We start from the raw sequence: 23,455 nt of genomic DNA, 5'->3' as shown, positions 1-23,455 counted from the left end.
AAACCCTGCCCGGCGCGGCTCAGACCCTGTCCACGCCGCGGTTGAAATTCTTCGTCCGGATTGCGCTCGCGGGTCAGGTCCCTCGGGGGACTTCTTCGCGCCGCCCGGCAGCGCCGCGATGTGACCCGTATGCCTCCTGGTTGCCTCTCAAGCCTTGTTCTTGTTGTAGACGTCGAAGACGACGGCGCCGAGCAGCACCAGGCCTTTGACCACCTGCTGCCAGTCGACATTGACGCCCATGATCGACATGCCGTTGTTCATGACGCCCATAATGAAACCGCCGACCACCGCGCCGATGACCTGGCCGACGCCGCCCATCGCCGAAGCGCCACCAATGAACACCGCGGCGATGACGTCGAGTTCGCTGCCGAGGCCCGCCGCCGGCACCGCCTGCCCCAGGCGCGCCGCGATAATCAGGCCGCCGAGTGCCGACAGCACGCCCATGTTGATGAACACCATCAACGTCAGCCGTTCGGTCTTGATGCCCGATAGCTGGGCTGCCTTGGCATTGCCGCCCATCGCATAGATGCGGCGTCCGATCGTCATGCGTTTGGTAACGAAGACGAACAACGCGATCAGCACGCCCATCACCATGAGAACGATGGGCAGGCCCCTATAGGTGGCGAATTGGTAGACCAGAAACAGTGCCAGCGCGCTGATCACCAGGGTCTTGACGACGAACAGCGAGAAAGGCTCGGCTTCGTAGCCATGCCGCTCGCGGGTGCGCCGCGCCCTGAGCCCGAAATAGCCATAGGCGAGCACGGCGGCGAGGCCGATCACGATAGTCGTCAGGTGCAGCGTCAGGCCGCTGCCGACAATGGTTTTGCCGGCGGCGTTCACGGTCGGTGGTATCAGCGTCAATGGGCCGATCAGGTCCGGAATGAAGCCGGAACTCAGCGCCTTGAAGCCGACTGGAAGCGGCCCCACGGAAGACCCGCCACCCAGCAGCGCCTGACAGATGCCGCGGAAGATCAGCATGCCCGCCAACGTGACGATAAAGCTCGGTATTCGGTGATAGGCAATCCAGTAGCCTTGTGCCGCGCCGATCGCGCCACCCACGATCAGGCAGATGATCGACACCACCAGCGGATTGCTCAATGGGCCAAGCGGCCAGATAACCATCATCATCGCCGCCAGTGCGCCGATGAAGCCGGCGACTGAGCCGACGCTGAGATCGATATGGCCCGAAACGATCACCAGAAGCATGCCCAGCGCCATCACGATGATGAAGCTGTTCTGCTGCACGAGATTGCTGAGGTTCACCGGCTTGAACAGCGTTCCGGACGTGGTGAACTGGAAGAACACCATGATTGCGATCAACGCCAGCACCAACCCGTATTCGCGCAGATTGGTGACCAGCGCCGAGACGGCAATGCGAGGTGCCTGTTGTATATCCTGGGCGACGCCGGTTTGCGGCCCGGGAGCGCTTTCGGTGCTCATGATGCTTTCCCTTCTCCACGGACGATGGCGCGCATGATCTTTTCCTGGCTGGCGTCGCTCGCCGCCATTTCGCCGACGATGCGTCCTTCGTTCATGACGTAGATGCGGTCGGTGATGCCGAGCAGTTCGGGCATTTCCGACGAGATGACGATGATTGCCTTACCCTCGGAGGCGAGACGCGCGATGATCGTATAGATTTCATATTTGGCGCCGACATCGATACCGCGTGTCGGCTCGTCGAGGATCAGCACTTCCGGATTGGCGAACAGCCATTTCGACAGCACCACCTTCTGCTGATTGCCGCCAGAAAGGTTGCCGGTCATCTGGTAGACGCTTGAGGCGCGGATATTGGTCCTGCCGCGATAATCGTTGGCGACGGAAAGCTCGCGCAAATCCTCGATCACGCCATGGCGCGAGACGCCGGGCAGGTTGGCCAGCGTGATGTTATGCTTGATATGGTCGATCAAGTTGAGACCGTAGGTCTTGCGGTCCTCCGTAACATAGGCGATGCCGTGTTCCACCGCCTTGCTCACCGAAGAGACATCGATTGGCTTGCCGTTAAGGAACACCTCGCCCGTGATGCGACGGCCATAGGACCGGCCGAACAGGCTCATGGCAAACTCGGTCCGGCCGGCGCCCATCAGCCCGGCAATGCCGACCACCTCGCCCTTGCGGGCGTTGAGGTTGATGCCCTTGATGACCTGCCGCTCGGCATGGATGGGATGGTAGACCGACCAGTTTTTCACTTCGAGAACGGTCTCACCGATCTTCGGCTCTCGCGGCGGGTAGCGGTCGTCGAGCGAACGGCCGACCATCGACGTGATGATGCGGTCCTCCGAGATGTCCTTCTTGGCCAACGTCTCGATGGTCCGGCCGTCACGGATGATCGTGACCTTGTCGGCGACCCGGTTCACCTCGTTGAGCTTGTGGGAGATCAGGATCGAAGTGATGCCCTGCCGCTTGAATTCGAGCAGCAGATCGAGCAGCGCCTGGCTGTCCTTTTCGGACAGGCTCGCCGTCGGCTCGTCCAGAATGAGCAGCTTCACTTCCTTGCTGAGCGCCTTGGCGATCTCGACCAGCTGCTGCTTGCCGACGCCGATATTGGTGATCAGCGTGTTGGGGTCTTCCTTGAGGCCGACCTTCTTGAGCAGGGCGCTGGTGCGCGTCTCGTTGGCATTCCAGTCGATGACGCCGTATTTGGCCTGCTCGTTGCCGAGAAATATGTTTTCGGCGATAGACAGCATCGGCACCAGCGCAAGCTCCTGGTGGATGATGACGATGCCCTTGCGCTCGCTGTCATGGATGCCTTTAAAATGGCACTCATCGCCGCGATAGATGATCTGGCCGTCATAGGTGCCGGACGGATACACACCCGACAGCACCTTCATCAGCGTCGACTTGCCGGCGCCGTTCTCGCCGACCACGGCATGGATCTCGCCTTCCTCGACCATGAGCTTGACGTTCGACAGCGCCTTGACGCCTGGAAACGTCTTGGTGATGTCGCGCATCTCCAAAATCGTCGATGCCATTGAGAATACCACTCCTGCGAGGTCCGCAAACAATACCGGGCTGGCTCGCCAACGAAAAGGGGCCCTGCCTGCGCAGGACCCCAGGCTTTGTAACCGCGATTACTTCAGTTCTTCGGCCTTGATGTAGCCGGAGTCGACCACCAGCGCCTGGTAGTTCGACTTGTCGACGTCATGCGGCGTCAACAGGATCGAGGGAACGACCTTGACGTCGTTGTTGTAGGTCGTGGTGTCGAGGCCTTCCGGCTTGCCGCCCGAGAGCACCTTGTCGACGAGTTCGACCGTCGCCTTGGCGAGTTCGCGGGTGTCCTTGAACACGGTCGAATACTGTTCGCCGGCAATGATCGCCTTGACCGAAGCGGTCTCGGCGTCCTGTCCGGTGACGATCGGCCATGGCTGATCGGCAGTGCCGTAGCCTACGGCACGCAGCGAAGCGATGATGCCGCGCGACAGGCCGTCATAGGGCGAGAGCACGCCATCGACGCGGCTGCCGTCCGAGTAGTTGGCGGAGAGCAGATTGTCCATGCGGGCCTGGGCGGTTGCCGCCAGCCAGCGCAGCGTGCCGACCTTGTCCATGCCCATCTGGCCGGACTTCACGACGAGGGTCTTGTCGTCGATCAGCGGCTGAAGAACCGACATGGCGCCGTTATAGAAGAAGAACGCATTGTTGTCGTCCGGCGAACCGCCGAACAGCTCGATATTGAACGGACCCTTCTTCTCGGGATAGCCGAGGCCCTTGAGCAGCGATTTTGCCTGGATGACGCCGACGCCGAAATTGTCGAAGGTGGTGTAGTAATCGACATTTGGCGTCTTCTTGATCAGGCGGTCGTAAGCGACGACGACGACGCCTGCGTCATTCGCCTTCTGCAGCGCATCGCCCATCGTGGTGCCGTCGATCGAAGCGATGATCAGCGCCTTCGGGCCCTTGGTGATTTCGTTTTCCAGCTGGCTGAGCTGGTTCGGAATGTCGTCCTGCGCGTATTGCAGGTCGACAGTGTAGCCCAGAGCCTCGAGCTGGGACTTGACGGCGTCGCCATCGTTGATCCAGCGCTGCGAGGTCTTGGTGGGCATCAGCACGCCGACCAGGCCTTCGCCCGCCTGCGCCGGCAGCGTCATAGCCGCGATGCCTAGGGCCGCGACGGCGGCCAGTGTCTTGATAATCTTCACATTAACTCTCCCTGGTTGATGGACGCGTACCCTTGGGTTTCGTGGGCCGCGCAATCGTGCAGGAGCGCCAAACGCGCCGCTGCCGTCAATCGATCTCCGGTATCCTCCCAATCGGCCCCGAAACTCTGGTTCAATCGATACGAGTTTTCCCTCGTCACCGACCGTCAAGTCTCAGGACGCGCGAAGGGTGTGTCGCTTTGCCATAACTGTCAAATGCGATCTTTGATGGTTGCTATATCGCGACTGATATGGCTTAGGCTAGTGACGACGCTGCCGGATCCAGCTGGGGCGCCGGGCGTAGGAGTAGGGAAAAATCATGGCGGCGCTGCGAAATCCTGGTGGAATATCAGCCGGTTACGATGAGATTCCGCGCGATGGCGGAACCCTGCTGCGCAGCGGCTTGAGCCTGCGTCACATGCGTATGATCGCAGCCCTCGACGAGCACGGCCGGGTGAGTGCCGCGGCCCAGGTCATGAACATCTCGCAGCCGGCGGCTTCGCGCATGATCGCCGAGATGGAGGCGGTGCTCGACGTCAAGCTCTGCGAAAGGCTGCCGCGTGGCATCACGCTGACGCCCTATGGCAAGGCGTTGGCACGGCGCGCGCGGTCGATCCTGCTCGAGATGCGCGAGGTCGACCGCGAGATCTTCGAGCTCAAGGCGGGCAAGGGCGGCTCGGTGTTCCTGGGCGCGGTCACGGCACCGGCGATCGAGCTGGCGGTGCCGGCGATCCGCGAGATCCGGCGCCTCTATCCGCGCATCGAAATCACCATGCAGGTCGAGACCTCGAACGTGCTGGCGCGCGAGCTGATCGCCTCTCGGCACGATTTCATCATCGCCCGCATCCCCGACGACCTCAATCCGCGGCTGTTCGAGGCCCGCGTCATCGGCGTCGAGAAGGCCTGCCTGATCGTGCGCCGCGGCCACCCGCTGACCAAGGGCAAGGCAGTGCGGTTGGAAGACACCGCCGCCTATGACTGGGTTTTCCAGTCGGGCGGCTCGCCGCTGCGCCAAGCCATGGAAAGCAACTTTTTGAACCGCAACATAGCGCTGCCGGATCGCATCCTCAACACCAGCTCGCTGTTACTGACTCTGGTCATGGTCGCGCAATCCGACGCGATCGCGCCGGTGTCGATCCAGGTCGCGAAGTTCATTCAGAACCCCGAAGGGCTCGACGGCGCCATCGACGTCGTCCAGACCGAGTTCGACATCGAGGTCAGGCCCTACAGCCTGATCACGGTAAAGAACCGCGCGCTGTCGCCGGCGGCCAAGATGCTGCACGATTTTATTTTGCGGGAGGTGGGCTGAGGATTGGAGCGGGTAGCTGGGCGCATCCCGTGGCCGGCCAGACGACCAGACAGGCCCACCAGCAGCGGCGCCGATGCAAGTCGGCTACAACTGCTGCGTGATGCTCAAAAAAAGCCCGCCAGCAGAAGCCAGCGGGCCAAGGGTAGACATTCCGGTTGGGGTCATTCGAGGCCCCGCCGACCCTCAATGTGAGATATTCGACGAACTGGCACATCGGCCAAACAGATGAAGGATGGCCAGCCGAGCTGTAAAACTGCCTGTAAAGCCGCAAGTTTTCAACATCGCCAACTCAGGCGCAACCCGTGTGGCAAAAGCTGGAGCGGGTAGCGGGAATCGAACCCGCGCGTTCAGCTTGGGAAGCTGACAAGCTACCATTACATCATACCCGCGCTGGTTCCTCCGATATCATGGCCCGGCGCCGATGCGCAATCCGGTTTGAGGGCTCGGCTTGATGCCGGGCGGTCAACTGCGTATTTCTGGGCATGTGCCCGAATCGCGGCACCCGACTGTGGAGACAGGCCTTGTCCGCACTGAACCGCTTTCTCGGCGATACGCCGCTCCGGGTGATCTTGAAGCTGCTTGTGGTGTCGTTCCTCGTCGGCCTGGTCATGAACGCCTTCGGCTGGTCGCCGATGGACGTGCTCTACGGCATCCGCAAATTCTTCATCGACCTGTGGAATTTGGGCTTCCACGCCATCGACCGCTTCCTCGGCTACATCCTGCTCGGTGCCGCGATCGTCGTGCCGGCCTTCATCCTGCTCAGGATCGCCAATTTCAGGAAGTAGAGCATGATCCCAAAAAGTGGGAACCGGCTTTCGGAAAAGATCATGCTCAAACAAACAGCCTTTCACGCGTAGCCCGCAGCCACCTCGAACAGGATGGCGTGGCGTGCGGCAAGTGCTGCGACATCCGTCGAATAGCCGCCGCCGATAACGCCGCACACCGGGACGCCTAGCGTGCGGAAATGGCGGATCACCATATCGTCGCGGGCGCGCAGCCCGTCATTCGACAGCGCCAGCCTGCCGAGCCGGTCCTCGGCATGGACATCGACGCCGGCATTGTAGAAGACGAGATCCCAGCGCTTTCGCGCCGACAGCTCCGGCAGGATGGCGCCCAGCCGCTCCAGATAGGCTGCATCGCCGGTGCCGTCGGGCAGGGCGACGTCGAGGTTGGAGGCGATCTTGCGCGCGGGGTAGTTGCGGTCGCCATGCATGGAGAAGGTAAACACGCGCGGCTCGTCGTTCAGGATATCCGCCGTGCCGTCGCCCTGATGCACGTCGAGGTCGACGACCAGGATGTTTTGGGCGGCACCTTCGGCGAGCAGCACCAGCGCGGCAACCGCCACGTCGTTGAAGGTGCAGAAGCCGGCGCCTTGCGCGCGCCGCGCGTGATGACTGCCGCCGGCCGTGTTGCAAGCGATTCCGTTCAGCAAAGCCAGCCGCGCCGCCATCACCGTGCCGGCCGTTGCGAGCTGCGCCCTCAGCGAAACCCGCGGTCCCACGGGAAAGCCGATCTCGCGCTCGATCCTCACCGGCACGTCGCAGGCAAGCACCTGGTCGACATAGTCTGCCGCGTGGGCAAGCTTCAGCCATGATGGCCGCGCCACCGCTGGTATGTTGAGCGCTTCGGGCCGCGCCAGGCCGCGTGCCCGCAAGGCGTCCATCAGCAGCGGATATTTGCTCATCGGGAAGCGGTGGTTGACGGCGAAACCGGCGTCGTAATCGGGATGATGAACGATCTGCAAGGACATGGGACGGCCGGTGCGCCAGAGGCGGGTTTCGGTTGACCATGCCGGGATGGATGGTTGCGCGAGGTCCGCAAACTGGGGCACATCGGCTAGCCGATCAAGCCGCAACAGGAAGCGACACGCGTTTGGAGCAGGCTTTACCCACCGAAGCCCACGTCACCGAAGCCAGGGCTTTCGTCGTCACCAACCGTTCGGTGCTCGCCATCGCCGTGCCGATGACGCTTGCCTATCTGACGACGCCGTTGCTCGGAATTGTCGACACGGCGGTGGTCGGACAGTTCGGCGACGCCGCCCTTCTCGGCGGCCTGGCGGCCGGCGCCCTGATCTTCGACGTCGTTTTCACCACCTTCAACTTCCTGCGCTCCGGCACCACCGGCCTCGTCGCCCAGGCCTTCGGGCGCGGCGATGCACTGGAGGAGCAGGCGGTGTTCTGGCGCGCCGTGCTGATCGCGGTCGTCGCCGGCATCGTGTTTACCGCACTTGCGCCCCTGGTTTCGGCTGCCGGGCAATGGTTCATCGGCGCCGAGCCGCGCGTCGGCGCGGCGATGGACGTCTATATCCGCATCAGGATGCTCGCAGCACCGTTCTCGCTTATCAATTACGCCATCCTTGGTTATGTGCTGGGGCGCGGCGAGGGCGGGCTCGGGCTGATGCTGCAGCTGGTGCTGAACGGCATCAATATCGCGCTCTGCTTCCTGCTCGCCCTGGAGCTTGGCTGGGGCGTTGCCGGCGTCGCCTGGGCGACGCTCACCGGCGAGTTCGTCGCCATGCTGCTTGGTCTCGCCATCGTCGGCCGGCGCTTCTGGGCCGCACCCAGGCTGCCGCGCCATAGCGTCCTCGATTTGCCGGCATTCCTGCGCATGATGTCGCTCAATCGCGATATCATGATCCGCTCCTTCTCACTGCTCGCCGCCTTCGCGCTGTTCACGCGCCAAGGCGCGCAATTCGGCACGCTGACGCTGGCCGCCAACGCCGTGCTGATGAACCTCTTCCTGGTTGCCGGCTATTTCCTCGACGGTTTCGCCACCGCCGCCGAACAACTGGCCGGGCGCGCCATCGGCGCCCGTGCCGCCACGGCGTTTGACCAGGCGGTGCGGCTGACGCTGCTTTGGGGGCTCGGCCTGGCAGGCGTGGCGACGCTCGTGCTCCTGCTGGAAGGCACCGGTCTGGTCGCCCTGATCACGACCTCGACAGACGTCCGCGCCGTCGCCGACATCTACTTGCCATGGGCGGCATTCACCGCACTCAGCGGCGTGCTGGCTTTCGAGATGGACGGTGTTTTCATCGGCGCGACATGGTCGCGCGACATGCGCAACATGATGCTGGTGTCGTTCCTGGCTTTCAGCGCCGCGTTGCTGATCCTGGCGCCGGCGTTCGGCAATCACGGCCTGTGGGCGGCGCTGCACGTGTTCCTGCTGGTACGCGGCTTCAGCCTGCTCACTATATTGCGGCTGCGGGTGCGCACGGCCTTTAACTGATCGCTAAAGCGGTTTCGTCGCCCAGTGATCGAGGCGGCTGTCGCGAAGCTCGCGCAGCGACTTCAGCCCTTGACTGTCCATGAAACGGACCATGCCGGAAAGAATACGCCCCGGCAGCGCAGGCCCGGCATAGATCATGCCGGTATAGAGCTGGACGAGATCGGCGCCGGCACGGATCTTTTCCAGCGCCGTCTCGGCGGAATCGACGCCGCCGACGCCGATGATGGCGGGATCCGGGCCAAGTAGTTTTCGCATCCTTGCCAGCACGATGGTCGAGCGCTCGAACAAGGGTTTTCCCGAAAGCCCGCCAGTCTCGCCGGCAAGGCCGGCGCTGCGCAGGCCGGCTCGCGCGATCGTGGTGTTGGAGACGATGACGCCGTCCATTTGCTTGTCGGTGATCTCGGCGGCGATGTCCTCCAGTTCGGCCTCGACCAGGTCCGGCGCGATCTTGAGAAAGACGGGCGGCTTTGCCGGTGCCGCCGCAGGCGCGGCCATGACCCGCGACAGGAGTTCACCAAGCTGTTCGCGCGCCTGCATGTTGCGCAGGCCCGGCGTGTTTGGCGAGGAGATGTTGATCGTCAGATAGCCGGCGTATCGCGCAAACCTGATCACGCCGCGCTCATAGTCGCCGACGCGGTCGGCGCTGTCCTTGTTGGCGCCGATGTTGACGCCGACGACGCCGGCGCGGCCCTTGCGGGCAGCAAGACGCTTTTCCGCGGCGGCGTGGCCTTCATTGTTGAAGCCCAGCCGGTTGATCACTGCCCCGTCCGAAGGCAGCCGGAAGATGCGCGGCTTCGGATTGCCCGTCTGCGGCAGCGGCGTGATCGTGCCGACCTCGGCGAAGCCGAAGCCGAGGCCGAGCAGCGCGTCCGGCACTTCGGCATTCTTGTCGTAACCCGCGGCCATGCCGAGCGGGTTCGGAAAATCGAGCCCGCAGATGCGTGTCTTCAACCTGTCGTCTCGCAAAGGGCGCCCGGCGACCGGCAGGCCGCATCTCAGCGCGGCAATCGACAGCCCATGCGCGGTTTCCGGATCGAGCGTGAACAGCAGTTTTTGGCCGATCCGGTCGAACGCGCTCATTCGGCCTCCAGCGCCGGGAATTCATGCCGGCCGTGGGCGCCGAGCGGCAATGCCTGCACCGAAACGACCGCATCGAGGCTGAGCGCGTCGTAAAGATGCGGGAACAAGGCGCCGCCGCGCGAGACTTCATATTTCAGCGCATCGCCAAGGTGCGCGCCGTCGACGGCGACCAGCAGCAACCCGCCGTGGCCGGCGAAATGTTTGGCCGCCGTTTCCCGAACCTGCCCGGCGGTGGAAAAATGGATGAAACCGTCGGCGACGTCGATCGGCGCGCCGGTGAAGCGGCCTTCCCTTTCGGCCTCGCGCCAAAGCGCCTCGGGAACTATCTTGTAGATGATCTCGGACATGGTTGCGCTATAGTCCGAACCGACCACGCGGGGAAGGGCAGGCCCGTGTTCTTCCCCATTTCAGGTTCGTCCCCATTTCAGGCGCAAACTGTGATAGATTGCGCTGACTGGCTCATGGAGGAAAACATGCGTCTGAAACACGTTTTGATCCCCGCAGCACTGGTCTCGCTTACAGCGGCGTCGGCCTTTTCCGAGGAAGCCGATCGCTACCGGTTGGAAAAATCGGCCAATGGCTATGTCCGCATGGATACGCAAACCGGCGCCATGTCGCTCTGCGAGGAGCGCTCCGGTCAGCTTGTCTGCAAGACGGCGGCCGACGAACGTGCCGCCTTCCAGGATGAGGTCGACCGGCTGCAAAATTCGGTGAAGGCGCTCGACGAACGCGTCGCCAAGCTCGAAAATTCGCTTGCCGCACGTCTCGAATCGACTTTGCCCAGCGAGGAGGATTTCAACAAGACGATGGGCTACATGGAGCGCTTCCTGCGTAGCTTTATGGACATCGTCAAGGACATGGACAAGGACGAAGACGGCGCCAAGCCCAATTCGCAAAAGACCTAGGCAATTCGCAACAAGACCTGGGGCGGGAATAGCAAGCCGGCCACGCCGAACAGCAGGCATGGCGTTATGATCGTTCAGATCCTGCAAGGCGGAAAATCGCCAACGGGATTCGGGGAGGGAATCACCGTTGGGCTACACATTCGTCATTGCCGACGATCATCCGCTTTTTCGCGGTGCATTGAGGGAGGCACTCGCGGGCATCGGAGACGTTGCCGCCATTCACGAGGCCGGCGATTTCGAAAGCGCCAAGGCGCTGGTCCTGGCCAATGAGGATGTCGATCTGGTGCTGCTCGATCTCTCGATGCCGGGGGCAAGCGGTCTTTCCGGCCTGATTTCGTTGCGCGGCATCCATCCGGCGGTGCCAATGATGGTGGTCTCGGCGCATGACGATCCGGTGACGATCCGGCGCGCGCTCGATCTCGGCGCCTCCGGCTTCATCTCCAAATCGGCCAGCATGGAGGAGATCCGCAATGCGGTGCAGTCGGTGCTCGCAGGTGATATCGCGGCGCCCGCCGGGGTCGATCTCGGCGTCGAGCGCGATCCCGAGATTTCCGACCTGATCAAGCGGCTGCAGGCGCTGACGCCCCAGCAGACGCGCGTGCTCGGCATGGTGGCAGAAGGACTGCTCAACAAGCAGATCGCCTATGAGCTCGGGGTCTCCGAAGCGACGATCAAAGCGCATGTCTCGGCTATCCTGCAGAAGCTCGGCGTCGACAGCCGCACCCAGGCGGTCATCCTTTTGTCAAAAATAGGCAGCGACCCGCTGCAGACGGCCGGCTGATCCCTATTCGGCCGCCGGCGCCAGCGGCCTGACCCTGGCCATCATCGAGCGCAGCACCGCCGGTTTTAGCGGTTTGCTGATCACCGGCACGTCGAGCCTGCCGGCGGCGGCGCGAACTTCGCTGGAGCGGTCGGCGGTGACCAGCACGGCCGGCAGGTCCTCGCCATGGATCGCACGCAACTGGGCGATCAATTCGAGGCCGGTCCTGTTGTCGAGATGATAGTCGGCAAGCACGATGTCCGGCCGATGCATGCCGGACCTGTCGAGATCCTCCGCGCCGGAAAGCGTGTCGACGCTGCAGCCCCAGCCCTCGAGCAGGAGCCGCATGCCGTCGAGGATGCGGGCGTCGTTGTCGATGCAGAGCACATTGAGCCCGGCAAGCGAGGCCGCGGCACGGGCAGGCGGCTTCGCCTCCGCCTCGCGTCGCGGCGCCTGCACGGCCGCCACAGGCAGCAGCACGGAAAAGCGTGTGCCCTTGCCGGGGTTGGAAAAGATCCGGATTTCGAGGCGCAGGACGCGGGCGATGCGGTCGACAATGGAGAGCCCAAGGCCAAGGCCTTCCGCCTCGCGTGCGCCTTCGTCCAGCCGGGTGAATTCGCGAAACACGGTGTTCAGCTTGTCGCCGGCAATGCCGATGCCGGTGTCGATCACCTGGATCTCGGCCAGTTCGCCGCGCCGCCGCACGCCGACCAGGATACGGCCACGGCGCGTATACTTGATGGCGTTGGAGACCAGGTTCTGGATCAGGCGGCGCAGCAGATTGCGGTCCGTCATCACGCTGAGCGACGACGGCATGATCGAGAGCTCGAGCTTCTTTTCGGCGGCAAGCGGCCGGAAGTCGTTGCCGATCTGGCGCAGCAGCCCGTCGAGGCCGAAGGTCGTATCGTCCGGCTTCATCGCGCCGGCATCGAGGCGCGAAATGTCGAGCACCGCGCCGAGGATGGTCTCGACCGATTCCAGCGACGATTCGATGTTCATCGCCGCCTTGCCGGCGGGCCCCTTGCCGGTCTTCTCGATCAGCGACGAGCAATAGAGGCGGGCGGCGTTCAGCGGCTGCAAGATGTCATGGCCGGCGGCAGCGAGGAAGCGGGTCTTGCCGAGATTGGCCTCCTCGGCCAGCATCTGCGCCTGCGCCAGCTCCTCGTTGACGCGGGTGAGCTCGGCGGTGCGGCTCTTCACCCGCTGTTCCAGGGATTCGTTGGCGCGCTTGAGCGCCAGATCCTGCTCGACGCGTCCGGAAATGTCAGCGTAGGTGGCGACGATGCCGCCGTCCGGCATCGGGTTGGAGCGCAATTCGAGAATGCGCCCGCTGGTCTTCAGCTCCATCTGCCAGGGGCTGACGAAGCTGGTCAGGCGGTTCAGCATGGTAACGCGTTGATCTGCCGGTATATCGCCGCGCTCGGCAAGGTGGCGCAGGATACGATCGAGTGAGACGCCGACCTGGCCCATCTCGTCGGGCAGGTCGAACAGCGCCCGGTACTGGCGGTTCCAGCAGATCAACCGAAAATCCCGGTCGAAGACAGTGATGCCCTGTTCCATCTGGTCGAGCGCGATCTGCAGCAGGTCCCGATTGTGCTGCAGCGCCTCTGTGGCGTCGTCGAGCAGGCGGAAGGCGTCCTTGGATTCGCGGTCGTTGCGGCGCAGCAGCAGCGACAGGATCAGCCGCGCCGAAGAGGAGCCGACGGCACTGGCCAGAAGCTGCTCGGAGAAGCGGATGACATCCATGCTGGCCTGCTCGTTGCCGTGCAGTGAAGTGCCGCTGCTCTTTTCGAATGACTGGAAGGACCGCTCGGTCCGTTCGACACCAAGATAGCGCGCGATCGTGTCCTTGAGGTCGTTGACGGTGATGGTGGTGCGGAAGCGGCGCAGGCTCGGCAGCGGCCCCGCCTCGCGCGGCACGAAGATCGACGCCTGGATGCGCTCCAGTGGCACCGACGCCCGCGACAGCGAGCCGAACACAAAAAACAGCGTGTTGATCGACAGGCTCCACAGCACGCCATGGTTCAGCGGCTCGGCGACGGTGCCGAACAGAGCTTGCGGCCGCAACACCTCTAAGCCGAACAGGCCGTGGACGAGGATGCCGGTATCGGGCGCGACGAGCGAGGGAAGCAGCAGCGTGTAGCTCCAGACGACGATGCCGGCGACCATGCCCAGTGCGGCACCCCGGCCGTTGGCGCCGCGCCAGACCAGGCCGCCGATCATTGCCGGCGCGAACTGCGCGATCGCGGCGAACGACATCAGGCCGATCGAGGACAGTCGCGCGTTGTTGGTGCTCTCGCGGTAGTAGAGGAAGGCGATAAACAGCATGATGAAGATCGCCGCCCGCCGCACATTCAAGATGAGCGTCGACCAGTCCTCGTTCTCGGAGGTCGTTGTCCGCAGCAATCGCCTCACGAACAGAGGAATGACCAGATCGTTGGAGATCATGATCGACAGCGCGACGCTTTCGACGATCACCATTGCGGTCGCCGCCGACAGGCCGCCGATGAAGGCGGCCATGGCCAGCACGTCGTGGCCGCTGAACAGCGGCAGCGACAGCACATAGAGATCGCTGCTGGTTCTCGTGCCGACCAGTTCCAGGCCGGCCAGCGCGATCGGCAGCACGAACAGGTTGATCGCCACCAGATAGAGCGGAAACACCCATGTCGCGGTGCGCAGCTCGGCCTCGCTGCGGTTTTCGACGATGGTGACGTAGAACTGGCGCGGCAACATGAGGATGGCAAAGCCGCTCAGGCATGTCAGCACCAGCCAGGTAGCGAGCGAGGTGTTGTAGCCCATCGCCTGGCGCACCTGCGTGTTTTCGGCGAGCCGGTCGAACGTGTCGCCTGGCCCGCCGAAGATCAGGAACGTGACCATCAGGCCGATCGCCAGGAAGGCGGCGAGCTTGACCACCGTTTCGACTGCCACAGCCAGCACCAGCCCGTCCTGGTGTTCGGTGGCGTCGGCATGGCGCGTGCCGAACAGCACCGCGAACAGCGCCAGCAGCATGGCCACGACCAGCGAGATGTCGCTGACGAACGGATCGAAGGAGGGCGGCGCGCCGGTATAGTGCTCGACCATCAGGCTGACCGAGCCGGAGATTGCCTTCAATTGCAGCGCCATATAGGGCACCGCGCCGATGGTCGCAATCAGTGTGGCGATCGCCGCGACGGCAAAACTCTTGCCGTAGCGGGCGCCGAGAAAGTCGGCGATCGAGGTGATCTTCTCGGTCTTGGCCAGCCTGACAATGCGCTGCAGCAGCGGAAAGCCGAACACAAACACCAGCACCGGTCCGATATAGATGCCGAGGAACTCGAGGCCGCGCTCGGAGGACAGCCCGACCGAGCCGAAGAAGGTCCAGGAGGTGCAGTAGATGGCAAGGCTGAGCGCATAGATGAAGGGCCGGGCGCGGCCGGGGCCGGATGAAGTCGAGCGCCGGTCGCCCAGGCTGGCGATGGCAAACAGCAACGTCACATAGGCGATCGCGATGATGACGATGAACCAGCCCTGCACGCCTCGAACTTCCTCCCTGCGCCGGCTTTTCATCCGGCCTTGCTGACGCAATCACAGCTTGGCGATCGAGTCCATCGCGGCTTTCGGCGTATTATAGCGGCTGCGTCAGGCAATCGTGACCGGCTGAAACCAGCTTTTGCTCCTGTTGCAACCGCAGGTTTTTGCTATTCTGCTGGCCGGTCAATGCCGAGGAGCGGACGGCAGAACGGCCGGTCAGGACAAGGAGGAGTCGAATGCTGAAAGAGTTTCAGGAATTCATTTCCAGGGGCAATGTGATGGACCTGGCCGTCGCCGTCATCATTGGCGCTGCCTTCGGCAAGATCGTCACCTCGCTGGTCGACGACATCATCATGCCTATTGTTGGCGCGATCTTCGGAGGACTGGACTTCAACAACTACTTCATACCCCTGTCTTCCGCGGTGAATGCAACCTCACTGGCCGATGCGAAGAAACAGGGCGCTGTCTTCGCCTATGGCAGCTTCATCACCGTGGCGCTGAACTTCCTTATCCTCGCTTTCATCATCTTCCTGATGATCAAAGCGGTGAACAATCTGCGCCAGCGGCTGGAGCGCGAAAAACCGGCTGCCCCGGCCGCTCCGCCGCCAGCCGACGTCGCGCTGCTCACCGAAATTCGCGATCTCCTCGCCAGAAAATAGCACTTGCGAGAACCTCTCTGGACCAAAACCCTGGTCGCTTGCGGCCGGGGTTTTCTGTTTTCGCCCGCCCTGAAACACGCTAGCAGTCGAGCAAACGAAAACGGACCTATCCATGACCTTGATCGATACCTTGCGCGCCGAGGCTCGGGCGGCGCCTGAAAGCGGCATTGTCGCCGTCATGAACCGTGGCCGCGGCCGCGACGGCATGATCCCGCTCTGGGCCGGCGAGGGTGACCTGCCGACGCCCGCCTTCATCACCGATGCCGCCGCCAAGGCACTCGCCGGCGGCGAAACCTTCTATACCTGGCAGAGAGGCATTCCCGAACTCAGGCAGGCGCTCGCCCGCTACTACACCAGGCATTTCGGCAAGACTTTCGCCAACGAAGAATTCATCGTCACCGGCTCCGGCATGCATGCCATCCAGCTGGCCATCGACGCGGTGGCCGGCAAGGGCGACGAACTCGTCTACCTGTCGCCGGCATGGCCGAACTTCGCCGCCGCCGCCGGGGTAGCCGGCGCCGTGCCAGTCGCGGTGACGCTCGATCAGTCGGGCAATGGCTGGTCCTGCGATGTCGACAAGATCGCAGCGGCGATCACGCCACGGACCAAGGCGCTGTTCGTCAACACGCCGTCCAACCCGACCGGCTGGACTGCCGACAAGGAAACGTTGCAGGCGATCCTCGATCTTGCCCGCCAAAGGGGTCTGTGGATTATCGCCGACGAGATCTACTCGCTGTTTCATTACGGCCACGGCCGCGCGCCGTCGTTCATCGACATCATGGCCGATGAGGACCGCATTCTGTTCGTCAATTCTTTTTCCAAGAACTGGGCGATGACCGGCTGGCGCATCGGCTGGATCAAGATCCATCCCACCTTGCAGCAGGTGTTCGAAAACCTGGTCCAGTATTCGACTTCCGGCGTTGCCCAGTTCATGCAGCGCGGGGCCGTCGTTGCGCTGGATGAGGGCGATGCCTTCATCGTCGAGCAGGTGGAGCGGGCGAGGGCGGCGCGCGACCTGGTCTGCGGTATTCTTGCCGAAACCGGCCGGGCGCGCTTCACCGTGCCGCAGGGCGCATTCTATCTGTTCTTCGCGGTCGACGGCGTCACCGATTCCCGCGCCGCCGCCTTCGACATGGTCGACCGCGCCAATGTCGGCCTGGCCCCCGGCACCGCCTTCGGCCCCGGCGGCGAAGCCTTCCTCAGGCTGTGCTTCCACCGCCGCCTCGACCAGCTCGAAGAAGCCGCGCACCGGCTGGCGAAATGGATGACGAGTGTGTGAGCTGCCTCAAAGCCTGAGTAGAGTTTCAAACGGGCTTCACCCGCCCGACTTCGGCACCAGCAACGGAATGACGCGGTCGCTCTTGGCTACTGAAGGCCGGCCGGCCGAACCGTAGGGAATCCCCAACGCGTCCCATGTCTCGACCAGCGCGTCCTGCAGGGAGGCAATCAGCGCGTCCGAATGGAACGGTGTAGGCGTGATGCGCAGCCGCTCGGTGCCGCGCGGCACTGTCGGGTAGTTGATCGGCTGGATATAGATGCCGTGCACACCGAGCAGGCGGTCGCTGGCCATCTTGCAGAGCTCGGGATCGCCGACCAGAAGCGGCACGATGTGGGTAGGCGATTCCATCACCGGCAGGCCGGCTGCGGCCAGCACTTGCTTGGTCCGTGTCGCCTGACGTAGCTGCGCGTCGCGCTCGGCCTGCGAACGCTTGAGATGGCGGATCGAGGTGGTTGCCGCTGCAGCGATCGCTGGCGGCAACGCCGTGGTGAAGATGAAGCCCGGCGCATAGGAGCGCACCGCGTCGATCACCGCAGTGTTGCCGGCGATGTAGCCGCCAAGCGTGCCGAACGCCTTGGCCAGCGTGCCCTCGATGATGTCGATGCGGTCGGCCAGCCCTTCGCGCTCGGTGATGCCGCCGCCGCGCGGCCCGTACATGCCGACGGCGTGGACCTCGTCGATGTAGGTCATGGCGTTGTAACGCTCGGCGAGTTCGACGATCTGCTTGATCGGCGCGATGTCGCCGTCCATCGAATAGACGCTCTCGAAGACGATCAGCTTGGCGCGCTCGCGGCCAGCCGTCTGCAGCAGGCTTTCGAGATGTGCCACGTCATTATGGCGGAAGATCTTCTTCTCGGCGCCCGAGCGCCGCACGCCCTCGATCATCGAAGCGTGGTTGAGCTCGTCCGAGATGATCAGGCAATTGGGAAGCAGCTTTGCAATGGTCGAGATCGACGCCTCGTTTGAAACGAAGCCGGAGGTGAAAACCAGTGCCGCTTCCTTGTCGTGCAGGTCGGCAAGCTCCAGTTCGAGCTCGACCAGCGGGTTGCTGGTGCCGGAGATGTTGCGGGTGCCGCCGGCGCCCGACCCCATCTTGCCTGCCGCCTTCTGGAACGCGGCAATGACGTCGGGATGCTGGCCCATGCCGAGATAGTCGTTGGAGCACCAGACGGTGATTTCCTCGGCGCGGCCATTGGCGCGCCAGATGGCGCGCGGGAATTTCCCGACGATACGCTCAAGGTCGGCGAAGACGCGGTAGCGACGCTCTGCATGGAGCTGGTCGATCGCTTCCTCGAAAAACCGCTGGTAGTTCATGTCGCCTTCCCAATTTTGCGCGCGATCATAGTCATTGGCCCATTCGTCGTCCACTTGGCCTTTTTGGTCAAAATGCCACGCCCCGAGCCTGTTCCTAACGACCACGGAACGTGGCCTATTCCCTTGATGTGGATCAATCTTGTTTCAGGACAATGCCACGCGCCGATGAGACCGGTTACCGCAGGTTCTAATGGCTCGGCGGCAGGTTTTCCAGTAAGGCGACGATTGAGACAGTTCCGACAAATCATGAATAGCGAGGATGCGGATGACGGTTTTGGTGACAGGCGGGGCCGGCTATATCGGTAGCCATATGGTCTGGGAATTGCTGGACACGGGTGACAGCGTCGTCGTCCTCGACCGGCTTTCCACCGGCTTTGAATGGGCAGTGGCTCCGGAAGCAAAGCTCGTCGTCGGCGACGTCGCCGACAGGGAACTGGTTGCCTCGATCATCCGCGACAATAAGGTTGACGCGATCATCCATTTCGCCGGCTCGATCGTGGTCCCCGAATCGGTTGCCGACCCGCTTGCCTATTACGAGAACAACACCTGCAAGACGCGCACCTTGATCGAGACCGCGGTGCGCGAAGGCGTGCCCAATTTCATCTTTTCCTCGACCGCCGCCGTCTACGGCGGCGCTGGACTGGAGCCGGTGCGCGAGGATGCCCGGCTTGCGCCGGAATCGCCCTATGGCCTGTCCAAGCTGATGAGCGAATGGATGCTGCGCGACGCGGGCATTGCCCATGGGCTGCGCTATACGGCGCTGCGCTATTTCAACGTCGCCGGCGCCGATCCGAAGGGCCGCACCGGCCAGTCGACGCCCGGCGCCACGCATCTGATCAAGGTCGCCTGCGAGACGGCGCTCGGCAAGCGCCCCTTCATGCAGGTGTTCGGCACCGACTATCCGACGCCGGACGGCACCTGCATGCGCGACTATATCCACGTCAGCGACCTGGCGGCGGCGCATCGGCTGGCGCTGCAGCGGCTGCGTGCCGGCGGATCGAGCCTGGTCGCCAATTGCGGCTACAGCCACGGCTATTCGGTGCTCGAGGTCATCGACAGCGTCCGCCGCGTCTTCGGCCATGATTTCGAGGTACGGATGGGCGATCGCCGCGCCGGCGACGCCGCCGCGGTCGTCGCCAATTCGGAGCTGGCGCGCGGTGAGCTCGGCTGGACCCCGCAGCGCGACAACCTCGACCAGATCGTTGCCGATGCGCTTGCCTGGGAGCGCATCCTGACCAGCAAGAATTCGGCTCTGGGGTGAAGCGGGCTCTCCGCAAAGGTTGGTTCGGCGCGCTGGGGGCGGAATGAAAATCCTGGTACTTGGGGCCGGCGTCGTCGGTACGGCGGCGGCCTATTATCTGGCCAGCGACGGCCATGAGGTGACGGTGATCGAGCGCCATCCGGCGGCAGCACGCGGCACCAGCCGGTCGAATGCCGGCCTGGTGTCGCCCGGAGACGCCACCGCCTGGGCCTCGCCAGCCGCGCTGAAGACGTTCCTGCGCGGCCTCTACAACCACGATCTCGGCATCAAGGTGCGGCTGCGCTTCGATCCGTATTTTTTCGCCTGGAGCCTGCGCTTCCTGCGCCAGTGCACGCATAAGCGCATGCGCGCCAACACCGACGTCAAGCTGCGTCTGGCGCTCTATTCGCGCGACTGCATCAACGCCGTCTCCGCCGAAACCGGCATCCACTATGACGAGCGCAAGAAAGGCATTCTCTATTTCTTCCGCTCGCAGCAAAGCTTTGATACCGGCACCGACAATTATCGCTATCTCGGCGAACACGGCCTGCCGATCGAGATCGTCGGCCGCGACCGGCTGGTCGAGCTCGAGCCCGGCCTTGCCGCCGCCAAGGACAAGATAGCCGGCGGCGTCTATTCGCCGATCGACCAGACCGGCGACTCCAGCCAATTCACGCAGCGCCTCGCTGCCTATGCCGCCGAGAAACTCGGCGTCCAATTCCTCTACGGCACCACGGTCGAAGGCCTCGACATCGACGGCGGCCGCGTGCGCGCCGTGATGACTTCGGCCGGCCCCGTGGCCGGTGACGCGGTGGTTATTTCCATGGGGCCGGAGAGCGGTCTGCTCGGCCGCCGCTACGGAATCGATCTGCCCGTCTATCCGGTGAAGGGCTATACCGTGACTGTTCCGCTGGAAGATGAAAGCAAGGGGCCGATCATGGGCGGCGCCGACGAGGACCGGCTGATCGGCTATTCCAGGCTGGGAAACCGGCTGCGGATGTCCTCGACGGCGGAGTTCACCGGTTTCGACCGCACGTTCAAGCCACGCGATTTCAACTCGATCCTGAACACCGGCAAGGACCTGTTCCCCGGGGCTTTCGACGAGAGCAAGGCCGAGCTCTGGGCTGGACTTCGCCCGATGATGCCGAGCTCCGTGCCGGTCATCGGCCGGGCGCGGTACGACAATCTCTACCTCGACACCGGCCACGGCCACCTCGGCTGGACCATGGCCTGCGGCTCGGGAAAGTTCCTTGCCGACCTCGTTGCCGGCCGCAAGCCGGAGATCGATCCGCAAGGATTGCTCTACGTGGGCTAGGCATCTCCGAACATCAGGACGCCATGAGCTCGGCGGTCAGGCTCGTTCGTCGATCGCCGAACGCCAGGAGCGCACGAAACTTGTCCAGACCGGATCGGCCGACGGTTCGGTCCTTTCGCCTCTGCCTTGCGGTGTCCCCTGGTCCGACGCCAGCAAGGCGGCGCCGATGCTGGTACCAGTCGCAGCCTCGGAGGCAATGGCGGCGCGCGCAGTCGCCGCAGCCAGCATGCGGGTGAACAGCCGGTTGCGGGCGAAGGGTCCTTCGACGACGGTGGGACCGTCCGCGCCGATCAGATCGAGGCAGGTCGCGGTCATCAGCGCCAGGTAGAACGAGATGGCGACAGAGCGCTGGCCGGCGCTCATACCGTCCGCGTTAAACCATGATGCGGTACGATGCGGAAACGGCCCCGAACCCTGTTGCGTGGAAGGCAATAGGGACGTCTTGCGCGCCAGCACCGTAGCAACATCGTCTTCCGTCCAGTTCTCCGATTGGCCCTCGGTCAGCAGGGAGAACTCACGGCCGCCCATGAAGCGCGCCGACGGCACGGGATCGCCGAGTGCGTTGACATTGACCAGCGTGTCGCGTGCCGGATCGAGCGTGACCTTGCTGCCGCCGACCCCCATCGACACCACCCAGGTGCCGGTCGAGACGACGGAGAAAGGCGGCTTGCTGGATAGGAGATGCGGCAGCAGCGAGGCGTTGGAATCGTGCAGGCCGCAAAATACCGGCGTTTGCGGGTCGAGGCCGGTTTGCCGCGCGAGGGCGGGCAGGATCGGGCCCAGGCGGTCCGTGGCCGGCCGCACCGGCGCCATCAGCCGGCGCCATTGCAGCCGGTCGACCAGTGAGGAAAAATCCGCTTTCCACGGGTTCCACAGATCGGTGTGGCAGCCGAGCGACGTCACTTCGCTGGCGGCGACGCCGGTCAGGCGCAAGGCCCAGTATTGCGGATACATCAGCATCGCGGCGGTTCTGGCGAAATCCGCCGGAAAGCGCTTCTGCTGCCAGAACAGCTGCGCACCGAGATTGAGGCCGGCCGGCAGGCGCGGCGTGCCGGTCTCGGAGAACGCGGGACGGATCGTGTCATAGTCCCTGGCAAGGGCATCCGGCCCGTCGAATTCGTAGTCGAGCACCGGCAGCGCCAGTTCGCCTGATGCGTCGACCAGCACGCCCGTTGCGCCATGGGTGGTGATCGATATCGCATCGATGCGCTGCTCGCGATCGATCTCGGCCAGGCTGCCGAGGATGAACGACCACAGAAGCTCGACGTCATGATGCGGGTACGTCCCTTGCCGAACCGGCTCGTTCGCCACCGTGCGCAGGGCCACTTCGCTCGATGTGGCGAGATCGACCAGCGCCACCTTGGCGTTGGTCTTGCCGATATCGATGACGGCGACGTTGCGGGTCATTCCATATGGAACATTGTTTCCAGTGGCACCGCCACCGGCTCGTTGTTTGTCTTCGTCTCCATGATGTCGGTCATTTCGGCCCACCAACGCTGCATCACCGGATGCTTCGGCAATTCGTCCATGCCGTGGCCATCGCGTCGCCACAGCACGCCGAACAGTATGTTGGTCTCCTCGTCGAGATGGATCGAGTAATCGGATACGCCGGCCTGTTTCAGCAACGCGACGAGGGACGGCCAGATCTCGTCATGACGCCTCTTGTATTCGGCCTTCATGCCGGGATTGAGCTTCATCTTGAACGCATATTTTTCGGGCATCAGGCAAAGCGCTCCCGCCGTACGCGCCGCCACAGGATCGGCAGTGCGATGACGATGATCAGCAGCAGGCCGATGAAGATCGACATGACGATCCCCGGCACGTTGAGCAGGCCGAGGCCGAAGGTCACCAGTCCCATGATGAACGCCGCCAGCACCACACCCAGAATGCTGCCGGCGCCGCCCAGGATGCTGACGCCGCCGAGCACCACCATGGTGATGACTTCCAATTCATAGCCCTGCGCGATGGACGGCCGGGTCGAGCCGAGCCGCGAGGTGATCAGCACCGAGGCGATGCCCGCCATCAGGCCGGTCAGGCAAAACAGGATGAATTTGATGCGGCCGACACGTACGCCGGAAAACTGCGCCGCGACCGGGTTGTTGCCGATGGCAAAGATCCGGCGGCCGAAGCTCGTGCGGTGCAGAAGGAACCAGTAGACAACTGCCGCGATCAGGAACAGCGTCAGTTCGAACGACACCACCCACCAGACATAGCCCTGGCCGAAGAAGGCGAAGCTCGCGGGATAGCCCTTGTAGGCCTGGTCGCCCAGGATGATGAAGGCAATGCCGCGAAACAGGCTCATCGTGCCGATGGTGACGACGATCGACGGCAAGCCGAGCCTGGTGACGAGCACGCCGTTGAAGGCGCCGCAGCCGAGCCCGACGACGAGGCCGATTGCCAGCAGCGCCGGAGTGCCGGCGCCGGCCTGCACTGCCATGCCCATCATCGTTGACGCCAGCGCAATGATGGCGGCGACCGACAGGTCGATTTCGCCGGAGATGATCAGCAGCGCCATGGCCAGCGCGATCAGCGCCTTTTCCGTGAAGTTGAAGGTCAGGTCCGAGAGCGACCAAGCGTCGAGGAAATAGGGCGAGGCAAAACTGTTGACGGCAAAGATGGCCACCGCGACGGCGACCAGCAGCGCTTCCCATGAAAAAATCGCCGCAGTGAAAGGCTTGTCGAGCCGGTCGGGAATATGGCGTGGAGCAGGGGCGTTGGCGATATCGGTC

At 63.5% G+C, this 23,455-nt stretch carries 20 protein-coding genes and 1 tRNA gene; 9 read left to right on the top strand and 12 right to left on the bottom strand.

All coding sequences use genetic code 11. From position 1 onward, the window contains the following. Positions 1–147: 147 nt before the first annotated feature. The 3 genes from mmsB to chvE all read right to left on the bottom strand — a co-directional run bounded on the left by mmsB (position 148) and on the right by chvE (position 4,133). The gene (mmsB, locus tag NKH78_RS16730; RefSeq protein WP_352738436.1) at positions 148–1,440 is read right to left on the bottom strand and encodes a multiple monosaccharide ABC transporter permease; all 1,293 of its coding nucleotides are present in this window, start codon (positions 1,438–1,440) and stop codon (positions 148–150) included. Next, entirely contained in the window at positions 1,437–2,969 is a 1,533-nt protein-coding gene (mmsA, locus tag NKH78_RS16725) for a multiple monosaccharide ABC transporter ATP-binding protein (RefSeq protein WP_352883328.1), read from the bottom strand. Before mmsA ends, mmsB begins: the two co-directional genes overlap by 4 nt. A 99-nt stretch (positions 2,970–3,068) precedes the next feature. Next, positions 3,069–4,133, bottom strand: a complete 1,065-nt coding sequence (gene chvE, locus NKH78_RS16720; protein WP_023719486.1) for a multiple monosaccharide ABC transporter substrate-binding protein — start codon at positions 4,131–4,133, stop codon at positions 3,069–3,071. Between the two features lie 316 nt (positions 4,134–4,449). Between chvE and NKH78_RS16715 the strand changes: the two genes are divergently transcribed. Beyond that, the gene (locus tag NKH78_RS16715) at positions 4,450–5,439 is read left to right on the top strand and encodes a LysR family transcriptional regulator (protein ID WP_352482475.1); all 990 of its coding nucleotides are present in this window, start codon (positions 4,450–4,452) and stop codon (positions 5,437–5,439) included. A 315-nt stretch (positions 5,440–5,754) separates the two neighbouring features. Here NKH78_RS16715 and NKH78_RS16710 read toward each other — a convergent pair. Then, positions 5,755–5,828: transfer RNA gene (locus tag NKH78_RS16710), tRNA-Gly, on the bottom strand. A 132-nt stretch (positions 5,829–5,960) separates the two neighbouring features. Here NKH78_RS16710 and NKH78_RS16705 point away from each other — a divergent pair. Beyond that, the gene (locus NKH78_RS16705; protein WP_352475918.1) at positions 5,961–6,224 is read left to right on the top strand and encodes a DUF6460 domain-containing protein; all 264 of its coding nucleotides are present in this window, start codon (positions 5,961–5,963) and stop codon (positions 6,222–6,224) included. Positions 6,225–6,286: 62 nt separating this feature from the next. On the opposite strand, the gene NKH78_RS16700 is transcribed toward NKH78_RS16705, so the two are convergent. After that, entirely contained in the window at positions 6,287–7,189 is a 903-nt protein-coding gene (locus tag NKH78_RS16700) for a histone deacetylase family protein (RefSeq protein WP_352738441.1), read from the bottom strand. A gap of 50 nt (positions 7,190–7,239) precedes the next feature. Here NKH78_RS16700 and NKH78_RS16695 point away from each other — a divergent pair, with 50 nt between their 5' ends. After that, positions 7,240–8,664: an MATE family efflux transporter gene (locus NKH78_RS16695; protein ID WP_352702541.1), complete on the top strand. Its 1,425-nt coding sequence runs from the start codon at positions 7,240–7,242 to the stop codon at positions 8,662–8,664. A 3-nt stretch (positions 8,665–8,667) separates the two neighbouring features. Here NKH78_RS16695 and NKH78_RS16690 read toward each other — a convergent pair whose 3' ends face one another. Together NKH78_RS16690 and NKH78_RS16685 are read right to left on the bottom strand one after the other, a co-directional pair. Further along, complete coding sequence (locus NKH78_RS16690; RefSeq protein WP_352702269.1) at positions 8,668–9,744, bottom strand: quinone-dependent dihydroorotate dehydrogenase; 1,077 nt, start codon at positions 9,742–9,744, stop codon at positions 8,668–8,670. Further along, complete coding sequence (locus NKH78_RS16685) at positions 9,741–10,091, bottom strand: DUF952 domain-containing protein (protein ID WP_352883326.1); 351 nt, start codon at positions 10,089–10,091, stop codon at positions 9,741–9,743. Before NKH78_RS16685 ends, NKH78_RS16690 begins: the two co-directional genes overlap by 4 nt. A 126-nt stretch (positions 10,092–10,217) precedes the next feature. On the opposite strand from NKH78_RS16685, the gene NKH78_RS16680 reads away from it, so the two are divergent. Together NKH78_RS16680 and NKH78_RS16675 are read left to right on the top strand one after the other, a co-directional pair. Beyond that, positions 10,218–10,649, top strand: a complete 432-nt coding sequence (locus tag NKH78_RS16680) for a hypothetical protein (RefSeq protein WP_352738444.1) — start codon at positions 10,218–10,220, stop codon at positions 10,647–10,649. A 127-nt stretch (positions 10,650–10,776) separates the two neighbouring features. Beyond that, entirely contained in the window at positions 10,777–11,430 is a 654-nt protein-coding gene (locus NKH78_RS16675; protein WP_352738446.1) for a response regulator transcription factor, read from the top strand. Between the two features lie 3 nt (positions 11,431–11,433). Here NKH78_RS16675 and NKH78_RS16670 read toward each other — a convergent pair whose 3' ends face one another. Beyond that, on the bottom strand, positions 11,434–14,922 hold the full coding sequence (locus NKH78_RS16670) for a PAS domain-containing hybrid sensor histidine kinase/response regulator (protein WP_352738477.1): 3,489 nt from the start codon (positions 14,920–14,922) through the stop codon (positions 11,434–11,436). Between the two features lie 233 nt (positions 14,923–15,155). Between NKH78_RS16670 and mscL the strand changes: the two genes are divergently transcribed. Then, positions 15,156–15,578, top strand: coding sequence for a large conductance mechanosensitive channel protein MscL (mscL, locus tag NKH78_RS16665; RefSeq protein WP_352506200.1), 423 nt, complete (start codon positions 15,156–15,158; stop codon positions 15,576–15,578). Positions 15,579–15,690: 112 nt separating this feature from the next. After that, a complete protein-coding gene (locus NKH78_RS16660; protein WP_352506201.1) occupies positions 15,691–16,857 on the top strand; it encodes a pyridoxal phosphate-dependent aminotransferase in 1,167 nt (388 codons plus the stop codon). Between the two features lie 36 nt (positions 16,858–16,893). On the opposite strand, the gene hemA is transcribed toward NKH78_RS16660, so the two are convergent. Continuing rightward, complete coding sequence (hemA, locus tag NKH78_RS16655; protein WP_254816350.1) at positions 16,894–18,171, bottom strand: 5-aminolevulinate synthase; 1,278 nt, start codon at positions 18,169–18,171, stop codon at positions 16,894–16,896. 265 nt (positions 18,172–18,436) lie between these two features. Between hemA and galE the strand changes: the two genes are divergently transcribed. Further along, positions 18,437–19,432, top strand: coding sequence for a UDP-glucose 4-epimerase GalE (galE, locus tag NKH78_RS16650; protein ID WP_352777890.1), 996 nt, complete (start codon positions 18,437–18,439; stop codon positions 19,430–19,432). Positions 19,433–19,475: 43 nt separating this feature from the next. Beyond that, the gene (locus NKH78_RS16645) at positions 19,476–20,726 is read left to right on the top strand and encodes a D-amino acid dehydrogenase (RefSeq protein WP_352738452.1); all 1,251 of its coding nucleotides are present in this window, start codon (positions 19,476–19,478) and stop codon (positions 20,724–20,726) included. Between the two features lie 36 nt (positions 20,727–20,762). Here the strand turns inward: NKH78_RS16645 and NKH78_RS16640 are convergent, their stop codons facing one another. From NKH78_RS16640 to NKH78_RS16630, 3 genes are read right to left on the bottom strand one after another with little or no spacing between them, the layout of a single operon-like run. Continuing rightward, positions 20,763–22,133, bottom strand: a complete 1,371-nt coding sequence (locus tag NKH78_RS16640; RefSeq protein WP_352738454.1) for an FGGY-family carbohydrate kinase — start codon at positions 22,131–22,133, stop codon at positions 20,763–20,765. Further along, complete coding sequence (gene rhaM / locus NKH78_RS16635) at positions 22,130–22,447, bottom strand: L-rhamnose mutarotase (protein WP_352738456.1); 318 nt, start codon at positions 22,445–22,447, stop codon at positions 22,130–22,132. The genes NKH78_RS16640 and rhaM overlap by 4 nt, the downstream gene beginning before the upstream one ends. After that, positions 22,447–23,448: an ABC transporter permease gene (locus NKH78_RS16630; RefSeq protein WP_502899818.1), complete on the bottom strand. Its 1,002-nt coding sequence runs from the start codon at positions 23,446–23,448 to the stop codon at positions 22,447–22,449. Before NKH78_RS16630 ends, rhaM begins: the two co-directional genes overlap by 1 nt. Positions 23,449–23,455 lie beyond the last annotated feature (7 nt).

The organism is Mesorhizobium sp. M0910, from assembly GCF_040319465.1.
In the GTDB taxonomy this organism is placed as follows: Bacteria; Pseudomonadota; Alphaproteobacteria; order Rhizobiales; family Rhizobiaceae; genus Mesorhizobium.
The sequence above is the reverse complement of the archived record's forward strand: the minus strand, read 5'-3'. Positions and strand labels throughout refer to the sequence as shown.

Coding starts and splice junctions, on each gene's coding strand:
- mmsB (WP_352738436.1), bottom strand. CDS start 1,440: ATGAGCACCGAAAGCGCTCCCGGGCCGCAAACCGGCGTCGCCCAGGAT.
- mmsA (WP_352883328.1), bottom strand. CDS start 2,969: ATGGCATCGACGATTTTGGAGATGCGCGACATCACCAAGACGTTTCCA.
- NKH78_RS16715 (WP_352482475.1), top strand. CDS start 4,450: ATGGCGGCGCTGCGAAATCCTGGTGGAATATCAGCCGGTTACGATGAG.
- NKH78_RS16700 (WP_352738441.1), bottom strand. CDS start 7,189: ATGTCCTTGCAGATCGTTCATCATCCCGATTACGACGCCGGTTTCGCC.
- NKH78_RS16695 (WP_352702541.1), top strand. CDS start 7,240: ATGGTTGCGCGAGGTCCGCAAACTGGGGCACATCGGCTAGCCGATCAA.
- NKH78_RS16690 (WP_352702269.1), bottom strand. CDS start 9,744: ATGAGCGCGTTCGACCGGATCGGCCAAAAACTGCTGTTCACGCTCGAT.
- NKH78_RS16685 (WP_352883326.1), bottom strand. CDS start 10,091: ATGTCCGAGATCATCTACAAGATAGTTCCCGAGGCGCTTTGGCGCGAG.
- NKH78_RS16680 (WP_352738444.1), top strand. CDS start 10,218: ATGCGTCTGAAACACGTTTTGATCCCCGCAGCACTGGTCTCGCTTACA.
- mscL (WP_352506200.1), top strand. CDS start 15,156: ATGCTGAAAGAGTTTCAGGAATTCATTTCCAGGGGCAATGTGATGGAC.
- NKH78_RS16660 (WP_352506201.1), top strand. CDS start 15,691: ATGACCTTGATCGATACCTTGCGCGCCGAGGCTCGGGCGGCGCCTGAA.
- hemA (WP_254816350.1), bottom strand. CDS start 18,171: ATGAACTACCAGCGGTTTTTCGAGGAAGCGATCGACCAGCTCCATGCA.
- galE (WP_352777890.1), top strand. CDS start 18,437: ATGACGGTTTTGGTGACAGGCGGGGCCGGCTATATCGGTAGCCATATG.
- NKH78_RS16645 (WP_352738452.1), top strand. CDS start 19,476: ATGAAAATCCTGGTACTTGGGGCCGGCGTCGTCGGTACGGCGGCGGCC.
- NKH78_RS16640 (WP_352738454.1), bottom strand. CDS start 22,133: ATGACCCGCAACGTCGCCGTCATCGATATCGGCAAGACCAACGCCAAG.
- rhaM (WP_352738456.1), bottom strand. CDS start 22,447: ATGCCCGAAAAATATGCGTTCAAGATGAAGCTCAATCCCGGCATGAAG.